Consider the following 24,384-nt stretch of genomic DNA (forward strand, 5'->3'; position numbering starts at 1 on the left):
AATCCGATTTGAACACGAGCGTGCCACTATGGGTTTCGTAATCTCGAGTGGGACAATCATGCTGACGCTGCAGAATGCCATTCTTGAAATGATCGCCAAGGGCGAGCCGCTCGGCGCCGTCGTCCATGATCTTTGCACGCGCGTGGAAGCCGCCATCCCCTGGACGGTCTGTTCGGTGCTGACGGTCAAGGATGGCCGAATGCATCCGCTTGCCGGGCCATCGCTGCCGCTCACCTATTCGCAGGCCGTGGACAATCTGGCCATAGGCCCTCTGGCCGGCTCCTGCGGGACGGCGGCCTATCATGGCGTGCCGGTGACTGTTACCGACATCGAAAACGATGCGCGCTGGCAGGACTTCAAAGCCATGGTTCTCCCCCTGGGCTTCAAGGCCTGCTGGTCGACGCCGATCATGAGCGGCGATCGGGTTCTCGCGACCTTCGCCTTTTACTTCCGTGAAAAGCGCGGGCCCAGCCAACTGGAACGCGATGTGGTGGATGCATGCGTGCATCTTTGCGCAATTGCGCTGGAGAGAAACGAACGCGCGCTAGAGCGCGAGGCACTGACCTACACGGATGCCCTGACCGGGCTGCCCAATCGCGCGCGGTTCAACGAGGTGCTCAAACAGCAGCATCGATCCGAAGATCGAAGCTGGGGCATGCTGCTTGTCGACGTCGACAACTTGAAGCTGGTGAACGACACGTTCGGTCATGGCGCGGGTGATGCGCTCATTCAGGTCGTGGCACGGCGCATGGCCGCCACCATGCCGACCGAAACAACGTTCCGATTGGGGGGCGACGAGTTCGCGGTCATTCTGCATGACGGCCCGGAGCCGGACCTTGCCGCGAAGGCCGAGGACATCCTGCGGGAGATCAAGCGGCCGGCGCAGTGCGATGGCCATGTGATCTTTCCGGCGGCCAGCATTGGCGGCGCAATCGCCGAGATCGACGACACGCCCGAGCAGGTCCGGCACAATGCCGATGTGGCACTCTACCACGGCAAGGAGCGTAACCGTGGTCAATACACGGCCTATCATACGGGACTGGGGACATCTCTGACGCGCCGCTTCCGCGCCATCCGCGACGTCAGTGTCGCGCTGGCGCAGAACCGCATCGATGCTCACTACCAGCCGATCCTTCGCCTCGACACGCGCGAGGTCGTCGGCTTCGAGGCCCTCTGCCGGATGACCACGCAGGCCGGAGACGTGGTTTCGGCGGCGAACTTCCATGATGCGACACTGGACGCCCAGGTGGCGTCCGAGTTGACCGAGCGCATGCTGTCGCGCGTTGCAGCCGATGTTAGGCGCTGGCTGGATATGGGCCTGCCGTTCCAGCATGTCGGCATCAATCTGTCGGCGGCCGATTTTCATGCCGGTCATCTTCAGGAGCGGCTGTGCAGCGCGTTTGCGGCATCAGGCATACCGCTGAAGCACGTCATCATAGAGGTCACGGAATCGGTCTATCTCGGCCAGGGCGATCATGTCGTGGCAAACGAGATCAAGGCGATGCGGTCCAGAGGGCTGCGCGTCGCGCTCGACGACTTCGGGACCGGCTTTGCGTCGCTGACGCATCTGCTCACCGTTCCCGTGGATATCATCAAGATCGACAAGTCATTCGTCGATCGTCTCGTGCCCGGCGACGCGGGTGCGGTGATCATCGAAGGCCTGATGGGGATCGCCGAGAAGCTCGGCATTCGCGTCGTGGCCGAGGGAATAGAAACGGAGATGCAGGCCGAACACCTGCGCGCGCTCGGCTGTCTGTTGGGGCAGGGCTATCTGTTCCACAAGGCGGTCGATCGCCATTCGGCGGCCTGGCTGTTGCGGGAGTTCGGCCAGCATCCGACGTCCGACGAGCAGGCGATGTCACGTCTCGCATAGGACGGCGATAATCAGGCCGTTTTTCTGAGGTCCTGCCCGTGGAAATCCGCAAGCGTTGTCACGACATCCTCGATCTCTTTCTCCATGCGCGCAGTATCCCAGCCGAGCGCTTCGGCGGTAACCTTCGCCATGTCCTGCAGGCCCGCCATCGTCAACGCGCCTTCGATCGCGATCGTGGTTCGGCGAAGGACGATGTCGGAGAGATGGACTACGAACTCCTTTCTGGCGATCCAGTCGATCTCGAGCAGGCTGTAATGGTCCGCATCTGAAAGCCGTTCGCTGTCGCGGTGAGGGGACGTTGCTTCGTGATCGAGGATCGCGGATGCCGTGGTGCCGTATCGCAATAGGAGCGTCTCGGCGCGCTTCATATCGATACCGTTCTTCTGTGCGGCGGCTGCTAGCCAAGCCCGACGCTGAGCGGCGTCACCAGGAAACTGGCGTCCGCCACCGATAGCCAGTTGCTGCGTCGATTGGCGGCGTGTGCGCTGGAGGCGTTTGAGCGCGAGGTCGGCGACCTCCTCGGAGAAGCCACGAAACGTCGTCCATTTTCCGCCGACCAGCGAGACGACAGGGAAGGGACGCTTCGCCGTCGCTTCCATCACCGGCGCCGAGTGATCGCGGCTGATTAGACCGGGCGACGAGGCGTCGGAGGCCGGTAGCGGGCGAATGCCGCTATAGGTATAGACCACCTGATCGCGGCTGAAGCGCAGAGAAGGAAGAAGGGAGCGTACGCTCTCGAGGAAATATTCGATCTCCGGCTCCTCGCAGCGCACGTTTTCCGGATCGCTGGCCGGTATGTCGGTCGAGCCGACCATGGCGAGACCCAGATAGTCGTAAACGAGGCAGATGCGGCCATCATCCGCCTCGAAGTAGATCATGTGTCCGTTGAGGCTTTTCACCAGTTCCGGATGGTCGAGCAGGATATGCGAGCCCTTGGTGCCGCCGATCAGCTTCGAGGGCGCGTTGAGCGAGGCGTTGGCATGATCGATCCATGGTCCGGCGGCGTTGATCACCAGCTTCGGCCGAACGGAGAACGTCTCGCCATTGGCGCGCTTTAAGGTCAGTACGCCGTTTTCCGATGAGACCAGCGTCGTGAAGTTGGTGGCCAGCGCGTGCTCGTTGGCCTGCAGCCCGTCCGCCACGAGTTCGTAGACCAGGCGCTCCGGGCGGCTGATCTTGGCGTCGTAGTAGATGCCGCCCGCGACGATGGCGGGCGTGACATGCGGCATCTCCTTGAGCGCCTTCTTCTTGAACAGAAAGCGATGGTTCGGCATCACCCGGTTGCGGGCGCCGAAGAAGTCATACATCCGTAGACCGATCTTGACGAGAACGGCGCCGCGGCTGCGCGGTGCAGTGGTCGAGCCGGTCAGTGTCCTCAATGCCGCCCAGATGCCGCGCGTCCAGGAGAATACTGGAATGAAAGTCGGCAGCGGCTCGACGCAATGCGGCGCGTTGCGCAGCAGCAGGTTGCGCTCCAGCGTGGATTGCGCGACCAGGCCAAACTCGCCCGTTTCCAGATATTTCAATCCGCCATGGATCAGCCGCGAGGGCGCCGAACTCGTGCCCGAGCCGAAATCCGCCTTGTCGACGATCAGGCAGTCGACACCCTGGACGCAAAGATCGCGGAAGGTTCCCGCGCCGTTGATACCCGCGCCGAGGATGACGACGTCAATATCCTTGATCGCGCCGAGGTCTTGGAAACGAAGCGTGTTGGCGGCGGAAATGTCGATCATCTGAAATCGTCCTGCTGAATGTCATTTGCAACCGTGCCCGGCGGGCGCGGTTCGTATCTCAAGCGGATGGCTTGCCTGCGGTGAGCTTGCCGATCTTCGGCCAGATGGGCGCCATGGCATCGGCGATCTCGCGGAAGAGGTCGTAGCGCTCCTGGTATGCGGCACTTCGCGCCGCATCAGGGTAGCAGCGATGCGCGATGGCCGCCGTGTCGCGTGGATCGTTCCGAGGGCTTGCATAGAGACCGGCGCCCGCTCCGGCGCAAAGGGCAGCACCCCAAGCGGCCGCTTCGTCGGTCTCGGTGACCGTCGCCGGCATGCCGAGGATGTCGGCGAACATCTGCACCACGCGCTTGTTGCGCGAGATGCCGCCGGCAAGGCGCGCCTCGCTGAAGGTGAAGCCATCCCGCAAGGCGTCGACATGGATGCGATGGTTGAAGGCGATGCCCTCGAGCACGGCACGCAGCATATCGCCGCGATTGTGCCAGCCGCCGAGACCGAAGAAGCCGGCGCTGGCGGCAGCGCCATAGGGCGAGCCGAAGAGATAGGGATGGAAGAGGGCTGTCAGCGGGCGCTCGAAGGCGGCTTCGATCTCCGGGGCGAGCAGCGCGTGGACCGAGCCGCCGGATGCCTCGACACTCTGGCGCTCGCTGGCGCAGAGCGTATCGAGGAACCAGTCGTAGTTGGCCGTCGATGCCGGCGAGATCGACATGTTGTTCCACTGGCCGGGTTCGATGGCGTTGCGGCAGAACCAGCGGCGGTCCATGCGCGGATGCGGCGACAGCGTTTCGTTGATGGAGTAGGTGCCGGCAATCACGGCAACGACATCATCCGCATAGCCGCCGGAGCCGAGCGCGGAGGCTGTCACGTCATGCAGCCCGGCAACGACGGGCGTTCCGACGGCGAGGCCGGTGCGTTCGGCGGTTTGCGCAGTCACGTAGCCGATGATCTCGTCTGAGCGGGAAATCGGCGGCAATGCGGAAACCATCTCCTCGATGCCGAACAGCCTCAGGGCATCGAGATCGTAATCCTGCGTCCGGACGTTGGTGAAGGAGGTGCTCGCCTCGGTGCGATCTGTGCCGATGACGCCGCTCAGGCAGAACCGCAGCCAGTCCTTGCACGAGAGGATATGGCCGATCTCCTTGTAGCGTGCCGGCTCGTGTTTCTTGATCCAGGCGAGCAGTGCAGAGGGCGCCGATACGTGCGGGACCTGGCCGGTCAGTTCCAGCGCCTCGTCGGCGAGCGGGCTGGCAAGCCAGGCCTCGACGATATCGACGGAACGGCTGTCGAGCGACAGAAGTGCGCGGCCGAGAGGGGCGTTGGTCTTGTCGGTGAGGTAAATGCCGTCGCCATGCGCGGTGGCCGCGATTGCGGCGATGTCGCTGGCCGGGCGGCCGCTGAGTTCGATCGCCTCGCGAATGGCATCGGCCGTCTGTGTCCAGAGTTCGTTCATGTCGCGCTCGACATGGCGCGCATGCGGCATGAACTGGGTCACGCGGCGGCGGGCGACCGCGATCGGCGTTCCGTCGACGTCGAAGATCACGGCCTTGGTGACGGTGAGGCCGCTATCTATTCCAAGCAGACTTGGCATTCAGGCTTTACTCCGGCTGATGTGGTCGCAGACGCGCCTTGTCCTCTCGCGCGATGATCACGTTGATATCGCGTGATCGCATGCGGTCGATATGGACGGCGGGCGTCTTGTCGTCGACGATGATGACGTCGAATTCGCTGAGGGCTGCGAAGCGATGCAGGGCGCGCCGCTCGAATTTGGTGTGGTCGGCCAGGAGGACGCGCTTGGCGGCGCAGTCGAACATGGCGCGTTTCGTGTCGACCATCTCGGGCGACTGGTGAAAGACCAGATCGTCGGTGATCGCCGACATGGAAATGAAGGCGACGTCGGCGCGCAGACGGTGGATCTCGTTGACGGTGGTGCGGCCGACGAAGGCGTTGCACCAGTTGTAATATTGCCCGCCGAGCGCCAGCAATGTCAGGTCCTGCATGCCCTTCAATGCGTTGATCAGTGTCAGCGAGTTGGTGATCGCCGTGATCGGAACCTTCGCGGGCAGGTGGTCTGCCATCGGCAGTACGGTGGTGGAATCATCGAAGAAGATCGCCTGTCCCGGCTCGACGAACTGCATGGCGGCCGCAGCGATCATGTTCTTTTCCGCTGATTGACGGCCGGAGCGATAGACGTCGCTGGATTCGATCAGGCTGGAGGCGGCGGCCGTCACCACGCCGCGCGTCTTGCGAAACAGGCCGCGGCTGACGAGGTCGTCGACGTCGCGATGCGCGGTCATCAAGCTGATGCCGAAGCGATCGGTCAGATCCTCGATCCGCATCTGTCCTTCCGCCATCACGGCCTCGGCGATCATCTGCCGGCGCACGAGCTGACGCGTCTGCCGGCTGTCGCTTGGAAGTTCGTCGATGGGGAGCGCGCCTGCGCCTATCTTCTGTGTCACGATGGCCTCTGCGCTCGGACGACTGGTGTGCGCGTTGTATCGCGAAGATACGCAACTGTGGAGGAAAAAGGGGGCGCCTCAGCGAGGCGTCCCCTTCCGTGTCTTACTGCTCGAGAACGAAGGGAGCCGTGTACTTGTCGACGTTGTCCTTGGTGATCAGCAGGCAATCGAAGAGCTGCTTTTCGCTTTTGGCGCCGGTGCTGCCGTTCTTGATGACATTGTCGGCCTGCTTGACGGCTTCTTCCGAGAACACGGCGACCGGCTGCAGGACGGTGTACTGCAGATCGCCGGCCTTGATGGCGGCTACCGCGTCAGGCGAGCCGTCGAAACCGCCAACCTTGACGTTTGCCAGCTTGCCGGCTTCCTTCAGTGCTGCGATCGCGCCGAGAGCCATTTCGTCGTTGCCGGAGATGACGCCGATGATGTCAGGGTTTGCCTGGAGCATCGACTGCATCTTGTTGTGGCCCTGGGTACGATCCCAGTTGGCAACTTCCTTGGCCGACTTCACGAGGTCAGGATACTGGGTCAGAACCGACTCGTAGCCGTTCGAGCGCGTTGCGGCGTTGTTGTCGGAAGGAGAGCCGAAGAGTTCGGCATACTTGCCCTTGTCGCCGACAGCTTCAACCCACTGCTGCGCACCAATGGCCGCACCCTGTGCGTTGTTGGAAACGAGCTGTGCCTTGGCCAGGCCTTCCTGGTTGATTTCAGCGTTGACGAGGATGACCGGGATGCCAGCGGCAACGGCCTTCTTGACGGCGCCAACCGAACCATCGGCGTTTGCCGGGTCGAGGATGATGGCAACCGACTTGTTGGTGATCGCGGTGTCGATCAGGTTGCTTTCGGTGTTGGTGTCACCCTTGTGCGCGCCGACGGTTGCGGTGTAGCCGAGCTTCTCAGCAGTTGCCTTGGCAACGTTGCCTTCGGTCAGCCAGTAGGGGTTGGACGGGTCGTTGACGATAACCGTCATCAGGCCCTCAGCCCATGCCGAGCTTACGAAGATCGGCGCTACGGCAACAGCTGCCAGAAGAACGCGCATGCCCTTTTTAAACATAATCTCTCTCCCATTGATGAGTTCGTGTTGTGCCGGCTTCCCGGCGGTGCTTTCCGCAATGTTGCGGAGAAGTTCGGTGGCGTGCGTCAGGAGGATTTGACCCGACGCCCGTATTGGATGCTGTTCATGAGAACGGCGAGAACGATGACCGCGCCGGTGAAGACAGTCTGCCAGTAGGCCGAGACGCCGATGATGACGAGGCCGTCCGACAGGAAGCCGATGACGAAAGCGCCGAGCATGGTGCCGCGTACGGTCCCCCGTCCGCCGGTGAGCGCAGCACCGCCGATGACCACGGCAGCAATCGCCGTCAGTTCATAGGTCGTGCCCGCGGTCGGACCGGCGGACGTCAGCTGGGAGGAAAGGACCAGACCGGCAATGGCCGCGCAGACGCCGGAGAACACGTAGACGAGGATCTTGACGCGCTTGACGGGAACGCCGGAGAGTTCGGCGGCGCGTTCATTGCCACCGGACGCGTAGAGCCAGCGACCGAAAGCGGTCTTGCTGAGCACGATGCCGCAGATGATGGCGAGAGCCGCAAGCACGAGCACGCCGATCGGAATGCCACCGAGACGGTTGAAGCCGAGCCAGTCGAAGCCGGTATTGCCGAGTTCGGGGCGGCCGCCGAGATTGTTGTAGGTCAGGCCGTTCGTCATCAGCAGCGCGATGCCGCGGGCAACGTAGAGAACGCCGAGCGAGGCGACGAAGGCCGGGACCTTGAGATAGGCGATCAGCACGCCATTGACGGCGCCGACCAGCGCACCCATCGCGCAGGTCAGGACCACGACCGCCCAAACCGGCGTGTAGAGAATGACGCCGAAGGTGGGAAGCTGTACGCCCTGCATCAGGAAGCCAGCGATACAACCGGCGAGACCCAGGGTCGAGCCGACCGAAAGGTCGATGCCGCCGTTCAATATGACGAGCAACATGCCGATCGCCAAGATCCCGAAGATCGCCACGTGCGAAGCCATGATCAGGAAGTTGTTGAGGCTGAAATAGTAAGGCGACAGGAAGGAGAAGACCGCGATGATGACGATCAGCGCGAAGAACGCGCGACCTTCCAGCAGCAGGCGAATGATATTGAAATCCCGCCGTGGCCCGTTCGAAACTGTCTTTTTGTCGTTTGCTTCAGTGACTGACATAATCAGTGCTCCATAATTCCGGGCTAGTGCGCGACCACTGCTTCGCCAGAGGCGGCCATGATCTTTTCCTTGGTGACGTCAGAGCTGAACTCGGCGGAAATCTTGCCGCGATGCATGACGATGATGCGATGTGCGATGCTCAGGCATTCGGCGACTTCCGAGGTGGAGTAGATCACCGCCAGCCCCTGCTTGGCGCGTTCGGCCAGAAGCTTGAACACCTCGGCCTTGGCGCCGATGTCGATGCCTCGGCTCGGCTCGTCGAGCAGGATGACCTTCGGATGCGTCGCCAACATCTTGCCGATGACGACCTTCTGCTGGTTGCCGCCGGAGAGCGAGCCGATGGCTGCCGCGCCTCCGTCGGTCTTGATGTGAACCTTGCGGATCGAATCCGTGACCAGTTCCCGCTCGCGGCGCCCCGAGGTGAAGAGCCCCTTGGTGAAGGCGCCGATGCTGGCAAGCGACAGGTTGGTGCCGACGGTCATCGTCTGCACCAGGCCGTCACGCTGGCGGTCTTCGGGAACGAGGCCGAGGCCGCTTGCAATGCGGTTGGCGATGCTGAGGCCGGCGACGTCCTGGCCTTCGAGAAGGATATGGCCACCGCTTGCGTGCAGGCGTCCGGCCACGCATTCGAGAAGCTCGGTACGCCCGGCGCCCATGAGGCCATAAATGCAGACGATCTCACCGGCGCGGACATCGAGCGACAGGCGGTCGACCGCGTTATAGGCAGCACCGGAAGGGCCGGGAACGGTGAGTTCCTTGATCGAGAGCGCGACCTTGCCCATCTCATAGCCGGTTGGCGGGCTGCCGAGATCGAAGTTCTCGCCCACCATGTTGCGGACGATCCATTCGAGATCGATGTCCTTCCGTTCGGCATAGGCGGTCATGGTGCCGTCGCGCAGCACAACGGCATGGTTGGTGATCTGCAACGCCTCTTCGAGGTGGTGCGAGATATAGACGATCGAGACGCCGCGGCTGGTGAGATCGCGGATGACCTTGAAGAGCACTTCGACTTCGGTGGCGCTCAGCGCCGAGGTCGGCTCGTCCATGATCAGGATACGCGAATTGACCGACAGCGCGCGGGCGATTTCCACAATCTGCTGCTGGCCGAGGCGGAGATCCTCGACGGGGGTCAGCGGATCGATATCTTCTTCCAGCTCTTCGAGCAGCGCGCGGGTCTGGCGTTCTTCCTCGGCGAAATCGACGGTTCCCGCCGTGATGATCTCGCGGCCCATGAAGATGTTGTCGCGGACGCTCAAGTTGGGCGCCAGGCTGAGTTCCTGGTGGATGATCGAGATGCCGCATTCGCGAGCATGCGTCGAGGACACGAAGTTGACGGTCTGCCCGTCGAGAATGATCTCACCCGATGTCGGGCGAACGACGCCTGACAGAATCTTCATCAGCGTCGACTTGCCGGCACCATTTTCGCCGAACAGCGTGGTGACCTGGCCGCGATGGATGTCGAAGTTCACGCCCTTGAGGGCCTGCACGCTGCCATAGGTCTTGGCAACGTTGCGGGCGCTGAGCACGACCTCACCGATCTCACCCTTGATCTGGCGTTGGCTTGCCTGGCTCATTTGACTTCAACCTTGACGGGGGTGACGAGCCAGTTCTTCGGGTTGATGAGCTTGAAGACGCCGGTAACCGTGACCGTCTTGCCGGTGAGCTGCGTGGGGTCGACGCTTCCGAGCACTGCCTTCTTCATCTCGTTGTTGATCGCCGAACCGGCATCCTGGTACTCGATCTGATTGGTGAACTGGCCGAACTCGATCGTACCCGTGGCATCGCGAAGATCGGTGCCGTTGATCGCCGGGCCGGTCTGCATGCGAATGACGACTTCGGGCGGCAAGCCATCGACCTTCACCTCGTTGATGTTGCCCTTGCGCTCGCCGACGACGCCGGAGAAGGAGACCGGCAGGACCGGGCCTGTGGTCGTTGCGACGCCGTATTTCTCGCCCGCCGCCTTCTTGTCGGCGAGGGCGGCCGGCGCAAGCTCGGCAGCTGGAACAGCGCGCTTCTCGACATCAGCCGCGATCTTCGGGAACTGCTCCACGCCGTAGGTTTCCGAGGAAAACGCCTGCTGGCGCACGTCGTTTTCGGAACCGATATGGACAACCTTCGTGTCCAGCGCGATCGCACCGACGACAACCACGACGGCCGCAATGCCGACCGCGATTTTCAGTTTGCCGCTCTTCGGCTGGGAAGCCGCGTAGTCCGTTTCTATGCTCATTTTCTGACAACCTTCGGCGCGAGACCGGATTTCCTGTTGAGGGAAAGAAAAGGGGATGAGGGATTATCGACGTCGCGACCGGTCGGTCGGGCGACAATCCTGTGTATTGGCCAGTATGTTGGCTGGAGAGTTGGCGAGGAGGCCGCCATGCGGCGATCGCGCGTCGGGGCGGAAGTGCTGGCGGGACGCCAAGCCATGTCTGGAAACAGAAATTCGCACCGTCGTGATCCTCCTCAATAACCCGGCGTTTGTTTCTCCTCCAACCGCCAGGCGCTTCACGCAGATACCGTGTCAGCCCGTGAGCTATGGTATCGCCGTGTTATCAATGGCAGTAAAGATGTTATAAAGATTGCACCTTGTCAATCGGCCATTCGGTGGCGTTTTTCGTTTTAGGCGATGTTGATGGTTGTAGATAACGATCGGGCTGGCGCGCGGAGAGGGCGGTAACAGGGCAACGTTTTGTAATCTCTTGCGTTACCGCCGCATGCGCAACCAAACGTGTGACGAGATCACAAGTTATTGATATTAGTGTATTTGCTTGAGATCTACTCTGGCATGCGCGTTGGCGCTGAGGAGCATCCTCGCCGTACTTGCGCAATGGCGCTCAGTCGAGCGCTTCGCCGATCGTGTCTATTTGATGGTTCGCATTATAGCTGAAAAAAATTGCGACAACAGAAAAAAAATTCATTTGCAGTGATAAGTTTGTGTTATATTCTGCATGAAACGAAAATCCGGTGCTTGCCGGTTTCCGGTTGCTGCCCGAGGCGAGGTCTTTCAGTCTGATCTCACGAGGAGCAGTCGCAATGCGACGTACTTGCCTGAGTGGTGGCGCTTGGCGCGGTCCATCGGCGGTCGTCTGGGAGGAGTGACCATGAATGGGATGAGGATGCCGTATCCAGCGGCATGTATTATCGTGGCCGACGAGGCTTTCGATGTCTGAACGTGGACAGATCATTATCGGTATCGATGCCGGGACCTCGGTTATCAAGGCGGTTGCCTTCGAGCTCTCCGGGCGCCAGATCGCGTCCGCTTCGGCGCGCAATCAATATGCGACCGGCGATGACGGTTCGGCGACGCAGTCTTTGACGCAAACCTGGACCGACTGCGTGACCGCGTTGCGCGGCCTCAGTGAAAAAGTGCCGGGCCTTGCGGAGCGCACCGCGGCCATTTCCGTGACAGGGCAGGGCGACGGCACATGGCTCGTCGGCGCCGACAACCGGCCGGTTGGCGATGCCTGGCTCTGGCTCGATGCGCGTGCGGCGCCCACCGTGACGCGACTCAGCGCCGGTGAAGGCAATCGCGCCCGCTTCGAAGCGACAGGGACCGGCCTCAATACCTGCCAGCAAGGCGCGCAGATCGCCCATATGGACCGCAATCAGCCCGATCTTCTCGATCGCGCCGAGGTCGCGCTTCATTGCAAGGACTGGCTCTATCTCAATCTCACGGGCGTCCGCGCCACCGACCCCTCGGAAGCGAGTTTCACCTTCGGCAATTTCCGCACGCGGCAGTATGACGACGCGGCGGTCGATGCGCTCGGACTGTCCCGCCGCCGGTCGCTGTTGCCTGAAATCATCGATGGCACCGAGGTCACTCATCCGCTGTCGGCCGATGCGGCGCGGGCCTGTGGGCTTCTTGCCGGTACGCCGGTCAGTCTCGGCTATGTCGACATGGTCATGACCGCGCTCGGCGCCGGCGTGCGCAGCGCGGGTCAGAACGCCGCCTGCTCGACCGTCGGCTCCACCGGCGTTCACATGCGCGCCAAGGCGGTGGCCGACGTGCAACTCAATGCCGAGGGCACGGGTTATGTGATCGCCTTGCCGATGCCAGGGATCGTTACTCAGGTGCAGACCAATATGAGCGCCACGATCAACATCGACTGGCTGCTGCAAATGGCCGGCTCGCTGATGGCCGATGGCGGCAAGACGGTATCGCATGCCGATCTGATCGCCCGCATCGACAGCTGGTTCGCTGAAAGCCGGCCCGGTTCGGTGCTCTATCACCCCTATATCTCGGATGCCGGCGAGCGTGGCCCCTTCGTCAATGCCGCTGCCCGCGCCGGCTTCACCGGCCTTTCCATGCGCCACGGCTTTGCCGATCTGTTGCGCGCCGTCGTCGAGGGTCTCGGCATGGCGACGCGCGATTGCTACGCGGCGATGGGCGATATGCCTGACGAGCTCCGGATCACCGGCGGCGCGGCGCGTTCGCGCGCACTTCGCGGTTGCCTGTCGGCGGCGGTCAATGCCCCGGTCAGGGTGTCCAGGCGCGAAGAGGCGGGTGCTGCCGGCGTTGCGATGATGGCGGCGGTCGCGATCGGCGCCTATCGTAACATGGACGATTGCATTGCCGAATGGGTGACGCCGCTGCTTGGCGAGGCCGAAGCGCCCGACAGCGAGCAGGCAGAACGCTTCGAGCGCCTGTTCAAGGCCTACGTGATGGTGCGCGAGGCGGTAGCGCCCGCCTGGGATCAGCTGGTCGCCACGCAATAGACGGAAATCCCGCGCCGGGCCGCGACTGATGCGCGGCCGCGCTGAATGAATGTGTTGATGCAAAAGCATCCGAAGGAGCATGTTGATGACTGAGTCCGGAATGGTGGATCTGTTCGTGATCGGTGGCGGAATCAATGGCGCCGGCATCGCCCGCGATGCGGCGGGCCGCGGCCTGAAGGTCGTTCTGTGCGAGAAGGACGATCTGGCGCAGGGGACATCGTCGCGCTCCGGCAAGCTGGTCCATGGCGGCCTGCGTTACCTCGAATATTACGAATTCCGGCTGGTACGCGAGGCGCTCATCGAGCGCGAGGTGCTGCTCAACGCCGCCCCCCACATCATCTGGCCGATGCGCTTCGTGTTGCCGCACTCGCCGCAGGATCGCCCGGCCTGGCTCGTCCGTCTCGGCCTCTTCCTTTACGATCACCTGGGCGGTCGCAAGAAGCTTCCGGGCACCCGCACGCTCGATCTGCGCCGTGACCCCGAGGGCACGCCGATCCTCGATCAATACACCCGCGGCTTCGAATATTCCGACTGCTGGGTCGACGATGCGCGCCTCGTGGTGCTCAACGCGGTCGATGCCGCCGAGCGTGGCGCCGAGGTTCTGACCCGTACGGCAGCCGTCTCTGCCCGCCGCGAGAACGGCGGCTGGAGCATCACCACCAAGAATAGCGTCACCGGCGAAACCCGCAATTTCCGCGCCCGCTGTATCGCCAATGCGGCGGGCCCGTGGGTGTCAGATGTCATCGGTCGCGTGGCCGGTGCCAACAGCAGCCGCAATGTCCGGCTGGTCAAGGGCAGCCACATCATCGTGCCGAAGTTCTGGGCGGGCTCCAACGCCTATCTCGTGCAGAACCACGACAAGCGCGTGATCTTCATTAACCCCTATGAGGGCGACAAGGCCCTTATCGGCACGACCGATATTTCCTACGAAGGCCGGGCCGAGGATGTCGCGGCCGACGAGAAGGAAATCGAATACCTGCTCACCGCCGTCAATCGCTACTTCAAGGAGAAGCTCCGCCGCCAGGATGTGCTGCACAGCTTCTCCGGCGTGCGTCCCTTGTTCGACGATGGCAAGGGCAACCCGTCAGCCGTGACGCGCGACTATGTCTTCGATCTCGAAGAGACCGGCAACGCGCCGCTTCTCAACGTCTTCGGCGGCAAAATCACCACTTTCCGCGAACTCGCCGAGCGCGGCATGCAGCGCCTGAAGCATATCTTCCCGCAAATGTCCGATAACTGGACGGAGCACGCGGCACTTCCGGGCGGCGACATGCCGAAGGCCGATTACGAGACCTTTTTCAACGGTCTGAAGGAAACCTATCCCTGGATGTCGCGCACGCTCGCCGGGCACTATGGCCGTCTCTACGGAACCCGCACCCGCAAGATCGTCGGTGATGCAAAAGGTGTCGAAGGGCTTGGCCGTCACTTCGGTGGCCATCTCTATGAGGCCGAGGTTCGCTATCTCGTCTCGTCCGAGTGGGCGCTGACCCCTGAGGACGTGCTGAAGCGCCGCACCAAGCACTATCTGCATCTGAGCGAGGCCGAGCAGGCCGCCTTTGCCGACTGGTTCGCCGGCGCGAATCTCGTTGCGGCCGCCTGAGGATACCGATCATGGCATTAACCCTTTCCTTGAATACCAACCCGCTCGTCAATCGTTTCGCCGAGCCGGATGACCTGATCGAAACCGTGGCGCGGAATCTGCGCATCCGCGACCTGCAGTTGACCCACGAGTTCATCAATCCAAGCTGGCAGGCGCCCGTCATCCGTAGGCTGACCCGCAACATGTCGGCGGCGCTCCAGCGCACCGGCGTCAGGGTGACCTCGGGCATGACCGGGCCCTACGGCCGCCTTAACCACTTCGGCCATCCCGATGCCGATGTCCGTCGCTACTATGTCGACTGGTTCAAGACTTTCGCCGATATCACCGCCGATCTCGGCGGGACCTCGGTCGGAACGCAGTTCGCGATCTTCACCTACAAGGATTTCGACGATCCCGCGCGGCGCGAGGAATTGATCAAGATCGCCATCGATTGCTGGGCCGAGGTTGCCGAGCATGCGAAATCGGCGGGCCTCTCCTACGTTTTCTGGGAGCCGATGAGCATCGGCCGCGAGTTCGGCGAGACGATCGCCGAGTGCATGAAGCTGCAGGACCGCCTGACCGCCGCCAATATGGCCGTGCCGATGTGGATGATGGCCGATATCGACCATGGCGACGTGACGTCGAGCAACCCCGATGACTTCGAGCCCTACGCCTGGGCGCGCGCCGTGCCCAAGGTTTCGCCGATCATCCACATCAAGCAGAGCCTGATGGACAAGGGCGGGCATCGGCCGTTTACGGCCGAGTTCAACGCCAAGGGCCGCATCCAGCCGCCGGAGTTGCTCAAGGCATTTGCCGAGGGTGGGGCCAAGGATAACGAGATTTGCCTCGAGCTATCCTTCAAGGAGCGCGAGCCGAACGACCGCCAGGTGATCTCGCAGATCGCCGAAAGCGTCGCGTTCTGGGCTCCCCACATCGACACCGGCATCGCCGACCTGCATATCTGACCGAAAGGCGAATCGAAAAAAGAGGCGGGATATGCGCATGGCCAAATCGGGAGAAGACTGTCGATGAACGATCCGGAAGAATCGCTTGCGGTGCGAGCCGCCTGGCTGCATTACGCCGGCGGATTGACGCAGTCCGAGGTGGCCAAACGTCTCGGGCTGCCCTCGGTGAAGACGCACCGCCTGATCGCGCGCGCCGTGGCCGAAGGTGTCGTCAAGATCAGCATCGAAGGCGACATCATCGAGTGCGTCGCGCTGGAGAACAGCCTCTCCGAACGCTTCGGCCTGCAATATTGCGAAGTGACGCCCTATGTCGGCGAAGACGAATCGATCTTTCGAACGCTCGGCCTTGCCGGCTCGAACTTCCTGAAGCGCGAGATCGAGCGCGGCGACAATGCCGTGATCGGGCTTGGCCACGGCCGCACGCTGTCGACAGCAGTGCATCTTTTGCCGCGCGTCTCCGCCCGTGACCTGCGCTTCGTCTCGCTTCTCGGCGGCTTGACCCGAAATTACGCGGCCAACCCCTACGACGTCATGCACCGCATTGCCGAAAAGACCGGCATGCCTGCTTATGTCATGCCCGTTCCCTTCTTCGCCAACACGGCCGAGGACCGTGAGGTGCTTCTGGCGCAGCGCGGCGTGAAGGAAGTGATGGACCTCGCAAACACCGCCACGCTGAAGCTGGTCGGGCTCGGCACTGTCGATACGCAAGCGCAGCTTGTCCAATCGGGAATGATCGAGGCGCGCGAGATTAAGGAAGTGGCGGCTGCCGGCGGTGTCGGCGAAATCCTCGGCTACTTCTTCGATTCCAACGGCCGCATTCTCGACACCGCGCTGACCGAGCGAACGCTCTCGGCAAGCCTGCCGCAGCCGAGGACGGAGCGGCTGGTGGCAATTGCGGGCGGCGGCGGCAAGGTCGAGGCGATCCGCGCTGTTCTGCGCAGCGGCAGCCTCCACGGGCTCATTACCGACGAACGCACGGCCGAGGCGCTTCTGCGCTAGCGGTACGATCAGACAAGACCAAGACAGGAAATAGGATTGCACATGGCCAACTCACCGCGTTTCTGGATCGGCACCAGCTGGAAGATGAACAAGACGCTTGCCGAGGCGCAGAGCTTCGCGAACGGCCTCAAGGCTGCGGATGGCGCGCGCGATCCGCGCATCCAGCGCTTCGTCATTCCGCCCTTCACGGCGGTGCGCGAGGTCAAGGCCATGCTGGCCGACACCTCCGTAAAGGTCGGCGCGCAGAACATGCATTGGGCCGATGATGGCGCATGGACCGGCGAGGTGTCGCCGGTGATGCTCAAGGACTGCAATCTCGACATCGTCGAACTCGGCCACTCCGAGCGGCGGGAGTTCTTCGGCGAGACCGACGAGACCGTAGGCCTCAAGACTGAAGCGGCCGTTCGTCATGGTCTGGTCCCGCTCATCTGCATCGGCGAGACGCTGGCCGACCGCGAAAGCGGCCGTGCCGCCGAGGTACTTGCAACCGAGGTTCGCGGCGCACTTTCCAAGCTGACCGGCGCGCAGAAACAAGCCGAGATCCTGCTCGCCTACGAGCCGGTCTGGGCGATCGGTGTCAACGGCATTCCGGCTTCGGCCGAATACGCCGATGCGCGCCAGGCCGAAATCATTGCCGTTGCAGAGGAGGTGCTGGGTCGCCGCATTCCTTGCCTCTACGGTGGGTCGGTCAACCCCGGCAATTGCGAAGAACTCATCTCAAGCCCACATATAGACGGGCTTTTCATCGGCCGTTCGGCCTGGAACGTCGAAGGTTATCTCGACATCCTCGCGAAATGCGCCGCCAAACTTGACGCCAAACTCGAAGGAGAAAAAGCATGAAACTGGCAATCGCAGGAGACAGCGCGGGCGAAGGCCTCGCCAAGGTTCTCGCCGACCATCTGAAGGATCGCTACGAGGTGTCCGAAGTCTCGCGCACGAGCGCGGGCCCGGATGCATTCTACGCCAGCCTTTCCGACCGCGTGGCGTCGGGCGTGATCGACGGCACCTATGACAAGGCGATTCTTGTTTGCGGCACCGGCATCGGCGTTTGCATCTCCGCCAACAAGGTCCCCGGCATCCGCGCCGCGCTGACCCACGACACTTATTCCGCAGAGCGCGCCGCGCTGTCGAACAACGCCCAGATCATCACCATGGGCGCGCGCGTCATCGGACCTGAACTCGCCAAGGCCATCGCCGATGCGTTCCTGGCGCAGACCTTCGACGAAAACGGCCGCTCCGCCGGCAACGTCAAGGCAATGGACGAACTCGACGCGAAGTACAATCAGCGTTGATAGACTGAGAGATACGGCCCGCGCCTGGCGGGCCGTATCCTCCATGAGCGCGTCGACCAAGTCCGCGTTCATGCCGCAGCGGCACTTCTGTCGTCTGCCACGATTCTCCGCACGAATATCCAAACGTCACTGAAAACGACAATCGCCAAGCGCGTCGTTTCCATAAGCTCCTGACATCAAAGGGCGGCGTAGCCGGCTCTGATGATTTGAGACGGAGCGCCCTGTGGCAAACGAATTTTCATTCCCGCTTTCTCGCCGCCAAGCAATGCTTGCCGGAGCAACGATTTCATTCGCGATGGCCACGCCGGCCTTCGCCGCGAAGCAAAAGACATCACACACTGCAAAAGGAGCAACTCCCATGGCCGGAAACTTTGTGAAGACGAAAGATGGCGTTGAAATCTTCTTCAAGGATTGGGGTCCGAAGGACGCCCAGCCCATCGTTTTCCACCATGGCTGGCCGCTCTCGTCCGATGATTGGGACGCGCAAATGCTGTTTTTCGTCAGCAAGGGCTACCGTGTCGTCGCTCATGATCGTCGTGGCCACGGCCGTTCCGCGCAGGTAAGCGACGGCCATGACATGGACCACTATGCCGCCGATGCGTCCGCCGTTGCCGAACACCTTGATCTGCGCAACGCGATCCACATCGGTCACTCCACCGGCGGCGGTGAAGTTGCTCGCTATGTCGCCAAGTATGGTCAGCCGCAGGGACGTGTCGCCAAGGCAGTGCTGGTCAGCGCCGTTCCCCCGTTGATGCTGAAGACACCGGGCAACCCGGATGGCACGCCAATGGAAGTCTTCGATGGCTTCCGCGCGGCGCTAGCCGCCAACCGCGCCCAGTTCTACATCGACGTCGCCTCCGGTCCCTTCTACGGGTTCAACCGGCCCGGCGCCAAGGTATCCCAGGGCGTGATCGACAATTGGTGGCGGCAGGGCATGATGGGCTCGGCCAAGGCGCACTATGATGGCATCAAGGCGTTCTCGGAGACGGACCAGACCGACGATCTGAAGGCGATCAACGTGCCGACGCTGGTGTTGCAGGGCGATGACGACCAGGTCGTGCCCTACAAGGATGCCTCGCTGCTGCAGGCGAAGCTTTTGAAGAACAGCACGCTGAAGGTCTATCCCGGCTTCTCGCACGGCATGCTGACGGTGGATGCGGATGTCATCAACCCTGATCTGCTGGCCTTCATCAAGGCCTAACCGGGTATCGATCAATCGCCCTGGCGCATGCGGCCGGCTCATGTCGTCGGCTGCGCACGCCAGGGTGCGCATTTGCCTTTCCGGCAGGACCGATTGCGATTCTCGGATGCCTCTTATGCAAATTTATCTCTGCTCATTATCCGGGCAATGAGATAAATAATTGGGCATTCAAAAAGGAGAAATGCAATGAAAATCGCCAACAGGATTGTCGAGTATTTTCAGCTCGGCAAAGCATACCGTGAACTTTCCCGCCTTGACGACGCTGCCCTCAAGGACATCGGTGTTAACCGCTCCGATCTGAAGCGCCGCGTATACGGTCGCTGATCAAATCACTACCTGATTGCTTCCGATGGGCCTGCTTAAGCGGGCCTTTATCGTTTCTGGGTCTTTCACAACACGAATTCGGGGTGTTTCATACTGCCGTTCCGCCCTCGAAAAAGCCCTGTCTTCGACGCCTCTCGCGGCCGGCTGAGACACCCGCGTTAATCTTTTGTTAACCAATTCATCGTTAATAAATCTCAACGATTTCTTAACGTAGATGACCAAATTGCTAACAGACGCCCGCTCCATCCGTATCAAGGGCCGCTCATTTCTGGCGGTGATGCTTTCGCCGGACCTGCCGCTCGATGACTGGCTGGTACGGCTGGATGATCTGGCCGCGCGCTCGGCCGGCTTTTTCCTCGGGCGCCCTGTCGTGCTCGATATCAGTGAGCTCGAAGTTGACCGCGCGCAGTTGAAGGAGCTGATCGCGGCGCTCGGCGAGCGCAATGTCAGCATTATGGGCATCGAAGGCGGGCGTCCTTCGCTGATCGGACCAGGCATGCCGCCGGCGCTCAAGGGCGGGCGTCCGGTTTCCGATTTCGAAATGCCGCAGAACGAACCTGTTCTCGAAGCGCCACGCAAGCCTGACGCAATCGAGACGCGGCAAACTCCGCAGTCACTGGTTATCCGGGAGCCGGTTCGCTCCGGGCAGTCGGTGATTTTCGCGGAAGGCGACGTGACCATCATCGGGTCGGTCTCATCGGGCGCGGAAGTCATCGCTGGCGGCTCGATCCACGTCTACGGTGCCTTGCGTGGACGGGCGATGGCGGGGTCGTTGGGCAATGCCTCGGCGCGCATCTTCTGCCGCAGGCTCGAGGCTGAACTGGTTGCCATCGATGGCATTTACAAAATGGCGGAAGACCTGGAGCCGGGGCTTCGCGGACAAGCAGTCCAGCTCTGGCTGGAAGACGACGCGATCAAGGCCGAGAAACTTAGCTGAGCCCAGGTTGGCCAGGATATTAGGAGAGAAAGATGGGGAAAGTCATCGTCGTCACTTCAGGCAAGGGCGGAGTTGGAAAGACAACCTCCACCGCGGCACTTGGAGCGGCTCTTGCGCAGAGAAACGAGAAGGTCGTCGTGGTCGACTTCGACGTTGGACTTCGTAACCTCGATCTGGTGATGGGCGCCGAGCGCCGGGTCGTCTACGACCTGATCAACGTCATCCAGGGCGACGCCAAGCTGTCGCAGGCGCTGATCCGCGACAAGCGCCTCGAAACGCTTTTCCTTCTTCCGGCCTCCCAGACTCGCGACAAGGACAATCTCACGGCAGAGGGCGTCGAGCGCGTCATGGCCGACCTGAAGCGGCATTTCGACTGGGTCATCTGCGATAGCCCTGCCGGCATCGAGCGCGGCGCGACGCTTGCCATGCGCCATGCCGATGTCGCCGTCGTCGTCACCAACCCTGAAGTCTCGTCGGTTCGCGACTCGGACCGCATCATCGGCCTGCTCGATTCCAAGACGCTGAAGGCCGAACGCGGCGAGCGGATGGAGAAGCATCTGCTTCTCACCCGCTACGATGCGAACCGCGCCGAGCGTGGCGACATGCTCAAGGTCGACGACGTGCTGGAGATCCTCTCCATCCCGCTGCTCGGGATCATTCCTGAAAGCATGGACGTTCTGCGCGCTTCCAACATCGGCGCTCCGGTCACGCTCGCAGATAGCAAGAGCGCGCCCGCGATGGCTTATTTCGACGCCGCACGCCGCCTGGCCGGTGAAGAAGTTGCGATGACGGTGCCGGGCGAGAAGCGCGGTATCTTCGGCAAGATTTTTGGAAGGAAGGCCGCATGAGCATTTTTCGGCTTTTTGGAAAACAGAGAACAGCACCGGCGGCCCGCGAGCGCCTGCAGGTGCTCCTGGCTCACGAGCGGTCGTCGACCGGCTCTGATCTGATTACGGTTCTGCGCGAAGAAATCCTCGCCGTCATCGCTAAGCACGTGCAGGTCGACAACGACCGCGTGCATGTGAAAATGGATCGCGATGAGCATATGTCGATCCTCGAGATCGACGTCGAGATCCCGCTGAACGCAGCCCGCGCTGCCTGAGCAAGAATAGGGGAGGCGGCACATAACGTGCCGCTTTCAAATGACGGTGTGGCGGACTTCAGTCCTGTGGACCGCCAGGCTGCCAGTTGTTTTTGGCCAGTTCCCACTCGCCATCGGCGCCGATCTCGACGCGTTTGTTGCCGCGGTAGAATATTGGCGTGCCCGACTTCTTATCGATTGCGAAGCGGCTCGGCGAAAACTTCGCCTTCTCCTTGCCGTCCAAAGCAAGCGTCAGCGCTTCCTTGAATTTCCCGTTTTTGCATAGTGCCATGAACTGGGCTTCATTCATCGGAGCACTCCTTATCGACGCGTGCCGTTGTTTGACCGACCTACGCGGCCGCAATGGTTGTGAGCAGTGACCTACTGCAGACACATGGCGTTCCGCAAGCCGAATGTCACCTCAGCTTCCGCCCGCGATCATGCGCCGGGCCGCCGATGAACGGGGCGGATGGCTTCGCCCCATCACCGCTCTGCCGATGCCTGTCCCTATAAAGGCATGCGAGGTCGCCCCGATCAACCGGCCATCAGCCCGGTGACGCCTCGCCTCCAGTAGCCGGCAGCCAGCGTCTGGTCTCGTCCGTACGACAGCGTGTCGCGCCAGTATTCGCGGATCTCCTTGGTGGCCTCGTTCTCGGAGGCAAACCAGCCAAAGCTCGAGACACCCTTGGGCCACTCCACCGCGCGGATCGCGCGGACCAATTCGCCGTGCTCGCCACCAGGAACGCCGTTGCGGTGGATCCAGCGAAGCTCGATGCCCTCGGGATGGGTGATCGGCTGCTCGTCGGTTGCCTGCGCCACTTCGACGAAGGCATGGCCACGCGCATCGGCCGGCAGCCGCTCCAGGATGCGGCTCAACGCCGGCAGGCCGGTCTCGTCGCATCCCATGATGTACCAGTCCGCCGGCCTCACAGGACGGCCGAGCGGGCCCATAATGCCGACCTCGTCGCCTTCTTTCGCATGCATGGACCAGCCGCATCCGACACCTTCGTGCGCGCCATCTCCATCACCGTGGACGACGAAATCGACGTCGATATAGCCTGCCTTCGCGTCCATCTCGCGAATGGTGTAGACGCGCGCGACAGGCTTGCGCTCCTCCGACGGCCAGAATGTCAGACCGTTCGGTCCGGCGATCGGCCACACCGGCTCGGGAACGTCCGCCGTCGGAAAATACATGCGGATGTGCATGCTGCTGGGGTTGTCGAAGCGCTCGAGGTTGCTGCCCGTCAAACGCACGCGTCTCATGCCCGGCGTGACCTGCCAGGCGCGCTCGACGCGCATCAGGCGGAAAGACGAGAGTGTCGTGTCGCCGGCGAGGTCGCCCGTCCAGACGAATTGCGGCTTTTCGCTCTTGGCATAGAGCTCGACGGCAACGCCGAGAAGCTCCTTGGCGCGGCGAAGGCCCTCTTCATCAGGCGACGAGGCTTCCATCGTCAGCTGCTCGGGCGTCATGTCGAAGCGCGCGGAGGCGAAGGGGAATTCGAAGGTCACACTGTCATCGGTCTGCACGACGGCGGCATCGAAGCTCGCCAGCCGGTCGACGATCAGATGCAGATATTCAGGCAGCTTCAGCAGGCGGATGTCAGTGCTGCAGCGCAATCGTTTGGGTTCGGTCATCGGGTATCACCTCGGGTAAACGACCGGGGAATGGCAAGCCATCCCCGATGGGACATCGGACACCCCGATCCCGCCCGTGGAATGATCCCGAAGCTCGCTTTGCTGCCATTACCTTTTGTACCTGCCCTGAAGTGCGGATGCACGGACCGGTATAGGCGACGTTTCACCGGTTTGCTATACCCAGGCCGGCTTTAGACGTCCGCCAATTTGCCAATCCGCAAGGGGATGGGCGAATTCGGTTGATCGGTTGGGGAGGCGCTTGCCGGGCATATGAGACAAGGTGCAACCGCGCGTATTCTTGCGCGTAGTTCGCCATCCCTGCTAAAGCCGGCTGCGGGAGGCTCTGTCCGAGAACGCGGGAAAACGATCCATGGCGACACTACGCCAAGTTGCTGAACGTGCGGGCTGCTCCACGGCGACGGCGAGCCGCGTTCTGAACCATAGCGGGCCGGTCAGCCCCGCAATGGTCGGCAAGGTGCGCAAGGCGGCCGGCGAACTCGGCTATCGCACTCCGGGCGCCACCGCCAAGGGCGGCCGGCGACCCGTGATCGGCGTGCTCGTACCCAGCCTCACCAACCCCGTCTTCGCCGCATCCCTGTCGGGTATCCAGAACCGCATGCTGAGCGCCGGTCACAGTGTGCTGATCGCCCAGTCCAACTACGATCCGCTGCAGGAAGCGGATGCCGTTTCCGGCCTGATGAGCGAAAGGCCGACGGGATTGATCCTGACCGTTTGCAACGGCCTGACCAGCCAGGCGCTGCTTGGCGATCTGCCGCCGACGGTGCTTCTGCACAATCTGCCGACGGAGCGGCATCCGGCTGCCGTGACGGTCGATAATTTCGCCGCAGGCCGTGATCTCACGCGCTATCTGCTGCAGATGGGACACGAGAGGATCTTGTTCGTCTCCGGCAGCTTCGCCGCCTCCGACCGCGCCGCGCGCCGCTATCAGGGTTATCTCGAAGCCTTGCGGGAAGTCGGCAAGCCGCCGCTTGCTGCCATGCAGATCTCCTTCGTCTCGGAATACGACCAGATCGACATCCTGACCGCCATCCGGGACGGTCGCCCGACCGCGATCATCGGCTCCAATGATCTTCTGGCGCTGGGAGTAATCGCCGCGCTGCGCCGCGAGGGTCTGTCCGTGCCGCGCGACATATCGGTGGCCGGCTTCGATGGCATCGTCATCGGCCGGCTGATCGATCCACCCCTGACGACAATGAACATGCCGGATGCCAGTATGGGCACGACGGCGGCGTCGCTGCTTCTCGATATGGTCGAGAACGCAGCGCCAGACCGGCATCTCGAACTCGCCTATTCGCTGCACAAGGGCGGGACCGTGCGGGATTTGAACAAACCATCCAAATAGAAAGAGCCGCCGCACGAGGTGCGACGGCTCGATAGGACCATCC

22 protein-coding genes are annotated in these 24,384 nt (G+C 62.2%); 13 read left to right on the forward strand and 9 right to left on the reverse strand.

Annotation, left to right across the window (positions count from 1 at the left end; translation table 11 throughout):
- The first annotated feature begins 55 nt into the window (after nucleotides 1–55).
- On the forward strand, nucleotides 56–1,873 hold the full coding sequence (locus J5286_RS24535) for a bifunctional diguanylate cyclase/phosphodiesterase (protein ID WP_209192970.1): 1,818 nt from the start codon (nucleotides 56–58) through the stop codon (nucleotides 1,871–1,873).
- Between the two features lie 11 nt (nucleotides 1,874–1,884).
- On the opposite strand, the gene J5286_RS24540 is transcribed toward J5286_RS24535, so the two are convergent.
- The 7 genes from J5286_RS24540 to J5286_RS24570 form a co-directional block, all read right to left on the reverse strand.
- A complete protein-coding gene (locus J5286_RS24540) occupies nucleotides 1,885–3,606 on the reverse strand; it encodes a glycerol-3-phosphate dehydrogenase/oxidase (RefSeq protein ID WP_209192409.1) in 1,722 nt (573 codons plus the stop codon).
- A 58-nt stretch (nucleotides 3,607–3,664) separates the two neighbouring features.
- Nucleotides 3,665–5,194 (reverse strand): FGGY-family carbohydrate kinase, encoded by a 1,530-nt coding sequence (locus tag J5286_RS24545; protein WP_209192411.1) that lies wholly within the window; start codon nucleotides 5,192–5,194, stop codon nucleotides 3,665–3,667.
- A gap of 7 nt (nucleotides 5,195–5,201) precedes the next feature.
- A complete protein-coding gene (locus tag J5286_RS24550; RefSeq protein ID WP_018896947.1) occupies nucleotides 5,202–6,062 on the reverse strand; it encodes a DeoR/GlpR family DNA-binding transcription regulator in 861 nt (286 codons plus the stop codon).
- A gap of 103 nt (nucleotides 6,063–6,165) precedes the next feature.
- Nucleotides 6,166–7,113 carry a D-ribose ABC transporter substrate-binding protein gene (locus J5286_RS24555; RefSeq protein WP_018896948.1) on the reverse strand — a complete coding sequence of 316 codons (948 nt, stop codon included), beginning with the start codon at nucleotides 7,111–7,113 and terminating at the stop codon, nucleotides 6,166–6,168.
- 86 nt (nucleotides 7,114–7,199) lie between these two features.
- The gene (locus J5286_RS24560) at nucleotides 7,200–8,252 is read right to left on the reverse strand and encodes an ABC transporter permease (RefSeq protein ID WP_047503584.1); all 1,053 of its coding nucleotides are present in this window, start codon (nucleotides 8,250–8,252) and stop codon (nucleotides 7,200–7,202) included.
- Nucleotides 8,253–8,275: 23 nt separating this feature from the next.
- Nucleotides 8,276–9,826 carry a sugar ABC transporter ATP-binding protein gene (locus tag J5286_RS24565; protein WP_047503587.1) on the reverse strand — a complete coding sequence of 517 codons (1,551 nt, stop codon included), beginning with the start codon at nucleotides 9,824–9,826 and terminating at the stop codon, nucleotides 8,276–8,278.
- Nucleotides 9,823–10,479, reverse strand: a complete 657-nt coding sequence (locus tag J5286_RS24570; protein WP_111565095.1) for a DUF2291 domain-containing protein — start codon at nucleotides 10,477–10,479, stop codon at nucleotides 9,823–9,825. Before J5286_RS24570 ends, J5286_RS24565 begins: the two co-directional genes overlap by 4 nt.
- A 932-nt stretch (nucleotides 10,480–11,411) precedes the next feature.
- On the opposite strand from J5286_RS24570, the gene J5286_RS24575 reads away from it, so the two are divergent.
- The 11 genes from J5286_RS24575 to minE all read left to right on the forward strand — a co-directional run bounded on the left by J5286_RS24575 (nucleotide 11,412) and on the right by minE (nucleotide 21,364).
- Entirely contained in the window at nucleotides 11,412–12,965 is a 1,554-nt protein-coding gene (locus tag J5286_RS24575; protein ID WP_209192412.1) for an FGGY-family carbohydrate kinase, read from the forward strand.
- 85 nt (nucleotides 12,966–13,050) lie between these two features.
- Complete coding sequence (locus J5286_RS24580; RefSeq protein WP_209192414.1) at nucleotides 13,051–14,565, forward strand: glycerol-3-phosphate dehydrogenase; 1,515 nt, start codon at nucleotides 13,051–13,053, stop codon at nucleotides 14,563–14,565.
- A gap of 11 nt (nucleotides 14,566–14,576) precedes the next feature.
- Entirely contained in the window at nucleotides 14,577–15,509 is a 933-nt protein-coding gene (locus tag J5286_RS24585) for a TIM barrel protein (protein WP_209192416.1), read from the forward strand.
- A gap of 63 nt (nucleotides 15,510–15,572) precedes the next feature.
- Nucleotides 15,573–16,508 (forward strand): sugar-binding transcriptional regulator, encoded by a 936-nt coding sequence (locus J5286_RS24590; protein WP_209192418.1) that lies wholly within the window; start codon nucleotides 15,573–15,575, stop codon nucleotides 16,506–16,508.
- A gap of 42 nt (nucleotides 16,509–16,550) precedes the next feature.
- Nucleotides 16,551–17,348 carry a triose-phosphate isomerase gene (locus J5286_RS24595; RefSeq protein ID WP_209192419.1) on the forward strand — a complete coding sequence of 266 codons (798 nt, stop codon included), beginning with the start codon at nucleotides 16,551–16,553 and terminating at the stop codon, nucleotides 17,346–17,348.
- Nucleotides 17,345–17,800, forward strand: coding sequence for a D-erythrulose-4-phosphate isomerase (gene derI, locus J5286_RS24600; protein WP_018896957.1), 456 nt, complete (start codon nucleotides 17,345–17,347; stop codon nucleotides 17,798–17,800). The genes J5286_RS24595 and derI overlap by 4 nt, the downstream gene beginning before the upstream one ends.
- Before the next feature lie 358 nt (nucleotides 17,801–18,158).
- Nucleotides 18,159–19,001: an alpha/beta fold hydrolase gene (locus J5286_RS24605; protein ID WP_449090032.1), complete on the forward strand. Its 843-nt coding sequence runs from the start codon at nucleotides 18,159–18,161 to the stop codon at nucleotides 18,999–19,001.
- Between the two features lie 186 nt (nucleotides 19,002–19,187).
- A complete protein-coding gene (locus J5286_RS24610; RefSeq protein WP_111565103.1) occupies nucleotides 19,188–19,325 on the forward strand; it encodes a DUF1127 domain-containing protein in 138 nt (45 codons plus the stop codon).
- Between the two features lie 214 nt (nucleotides 19,326–19,539).
- Nucleotides 19,540–20,262 carry a septum site-determining protein MinC gene (minC, locus tag J5286_RS24615; protein ID WP_112949416.1) on the forward strand — a complete coding sequence of 241 codons (723 nt, stop codon included), beginning with the start codon at nucleotides 19,540–19,542 and terminating at the stop codon, nucleotides 20,260–20,262.
- 32 nt (nucleotides 20,263–20,294) lie between these two features.
- Nucleotides 20,295–21,110, forward strand: a complete 816-nt coding sequence (minD, locus tag J5286_RS24620) for a septum site-determining protein MinD (RefSeq protein ID WP_018896961.1) — start codon at nucleotides 20,295–20,297, stop codon at nucleotides 21,108–21,110.
- Nucleotides 21,107–21,364, forward strand: coding sequence for a cell division topological specificity factor MinE (gene minE, locus J5286_RS24625; RefSeq protein ID WP_018896962.1), 258 nt, complete (start codon nucleotides 21,107–21,109; stop codon nucleotides 21,362–21,364). The genes minD and minE overlap by 4 nt, the downstream gene beginning before the upstream one ends.
- A 58-nt stretch (nucleotides 21,365–21,422) precedes the next feature.
- Here the strand turns inward: minE and J5286_RS24630 are convergent, their stop codons facing one another.
- Entirely contained in the window at nucleotides 21,423–21,653 is a 231-nt protein-coding gene (locus J5286_RS24630) for a hypothetical protein (protein ID WP_209192421.1), read from the reverse strand.
- 224 nt (nucleotides 21,654–21,877) lie between these two features.
- Nucleotides 21,878–22,978 (reverse strand): siderophore-interacting protein, encoded by a 1,101-nt coding sequence (locus tag J5286_RS24635; protein ID WP_209192422.1) that lies wholly within the window; start codon nucleotides 22,976–22,978, stop codon nucleotides 21,878–21,880.
- A gap of 370 nt (nucleotides 22,979–23,348) precedes the next feature.
- Here J5286_RS24635 and J5286_RS24640 point away from each other — a divergent pair, with 370 nt between their 5' ends.
- On the forward strand, nucleotides 23,349–24,341 hold the full coding sequence (locus tag J5286_RS24640; RefSeq protein WP_209192423.1) for a substrate-binding domain-containing protein: 993 nt from the start codon (nucleotides 23,349–23,351) through the stop codon (nucleotides 24,339–24,341).
- Nucleotides 24,342–24,384 lie beyond the last annotated feature (43 nt).

Origin of the sequence: Rhizobium sp. 16-488-2b (genome assembly GCF_017741815.1) — a bacterium.
In the GTDB taxonomy this organism is placed as follows: Bacteria; Pseudomonadota; Alphaproteobacteria; order Rhizobiales; family Rhizobiaceae; genus Rhizobium.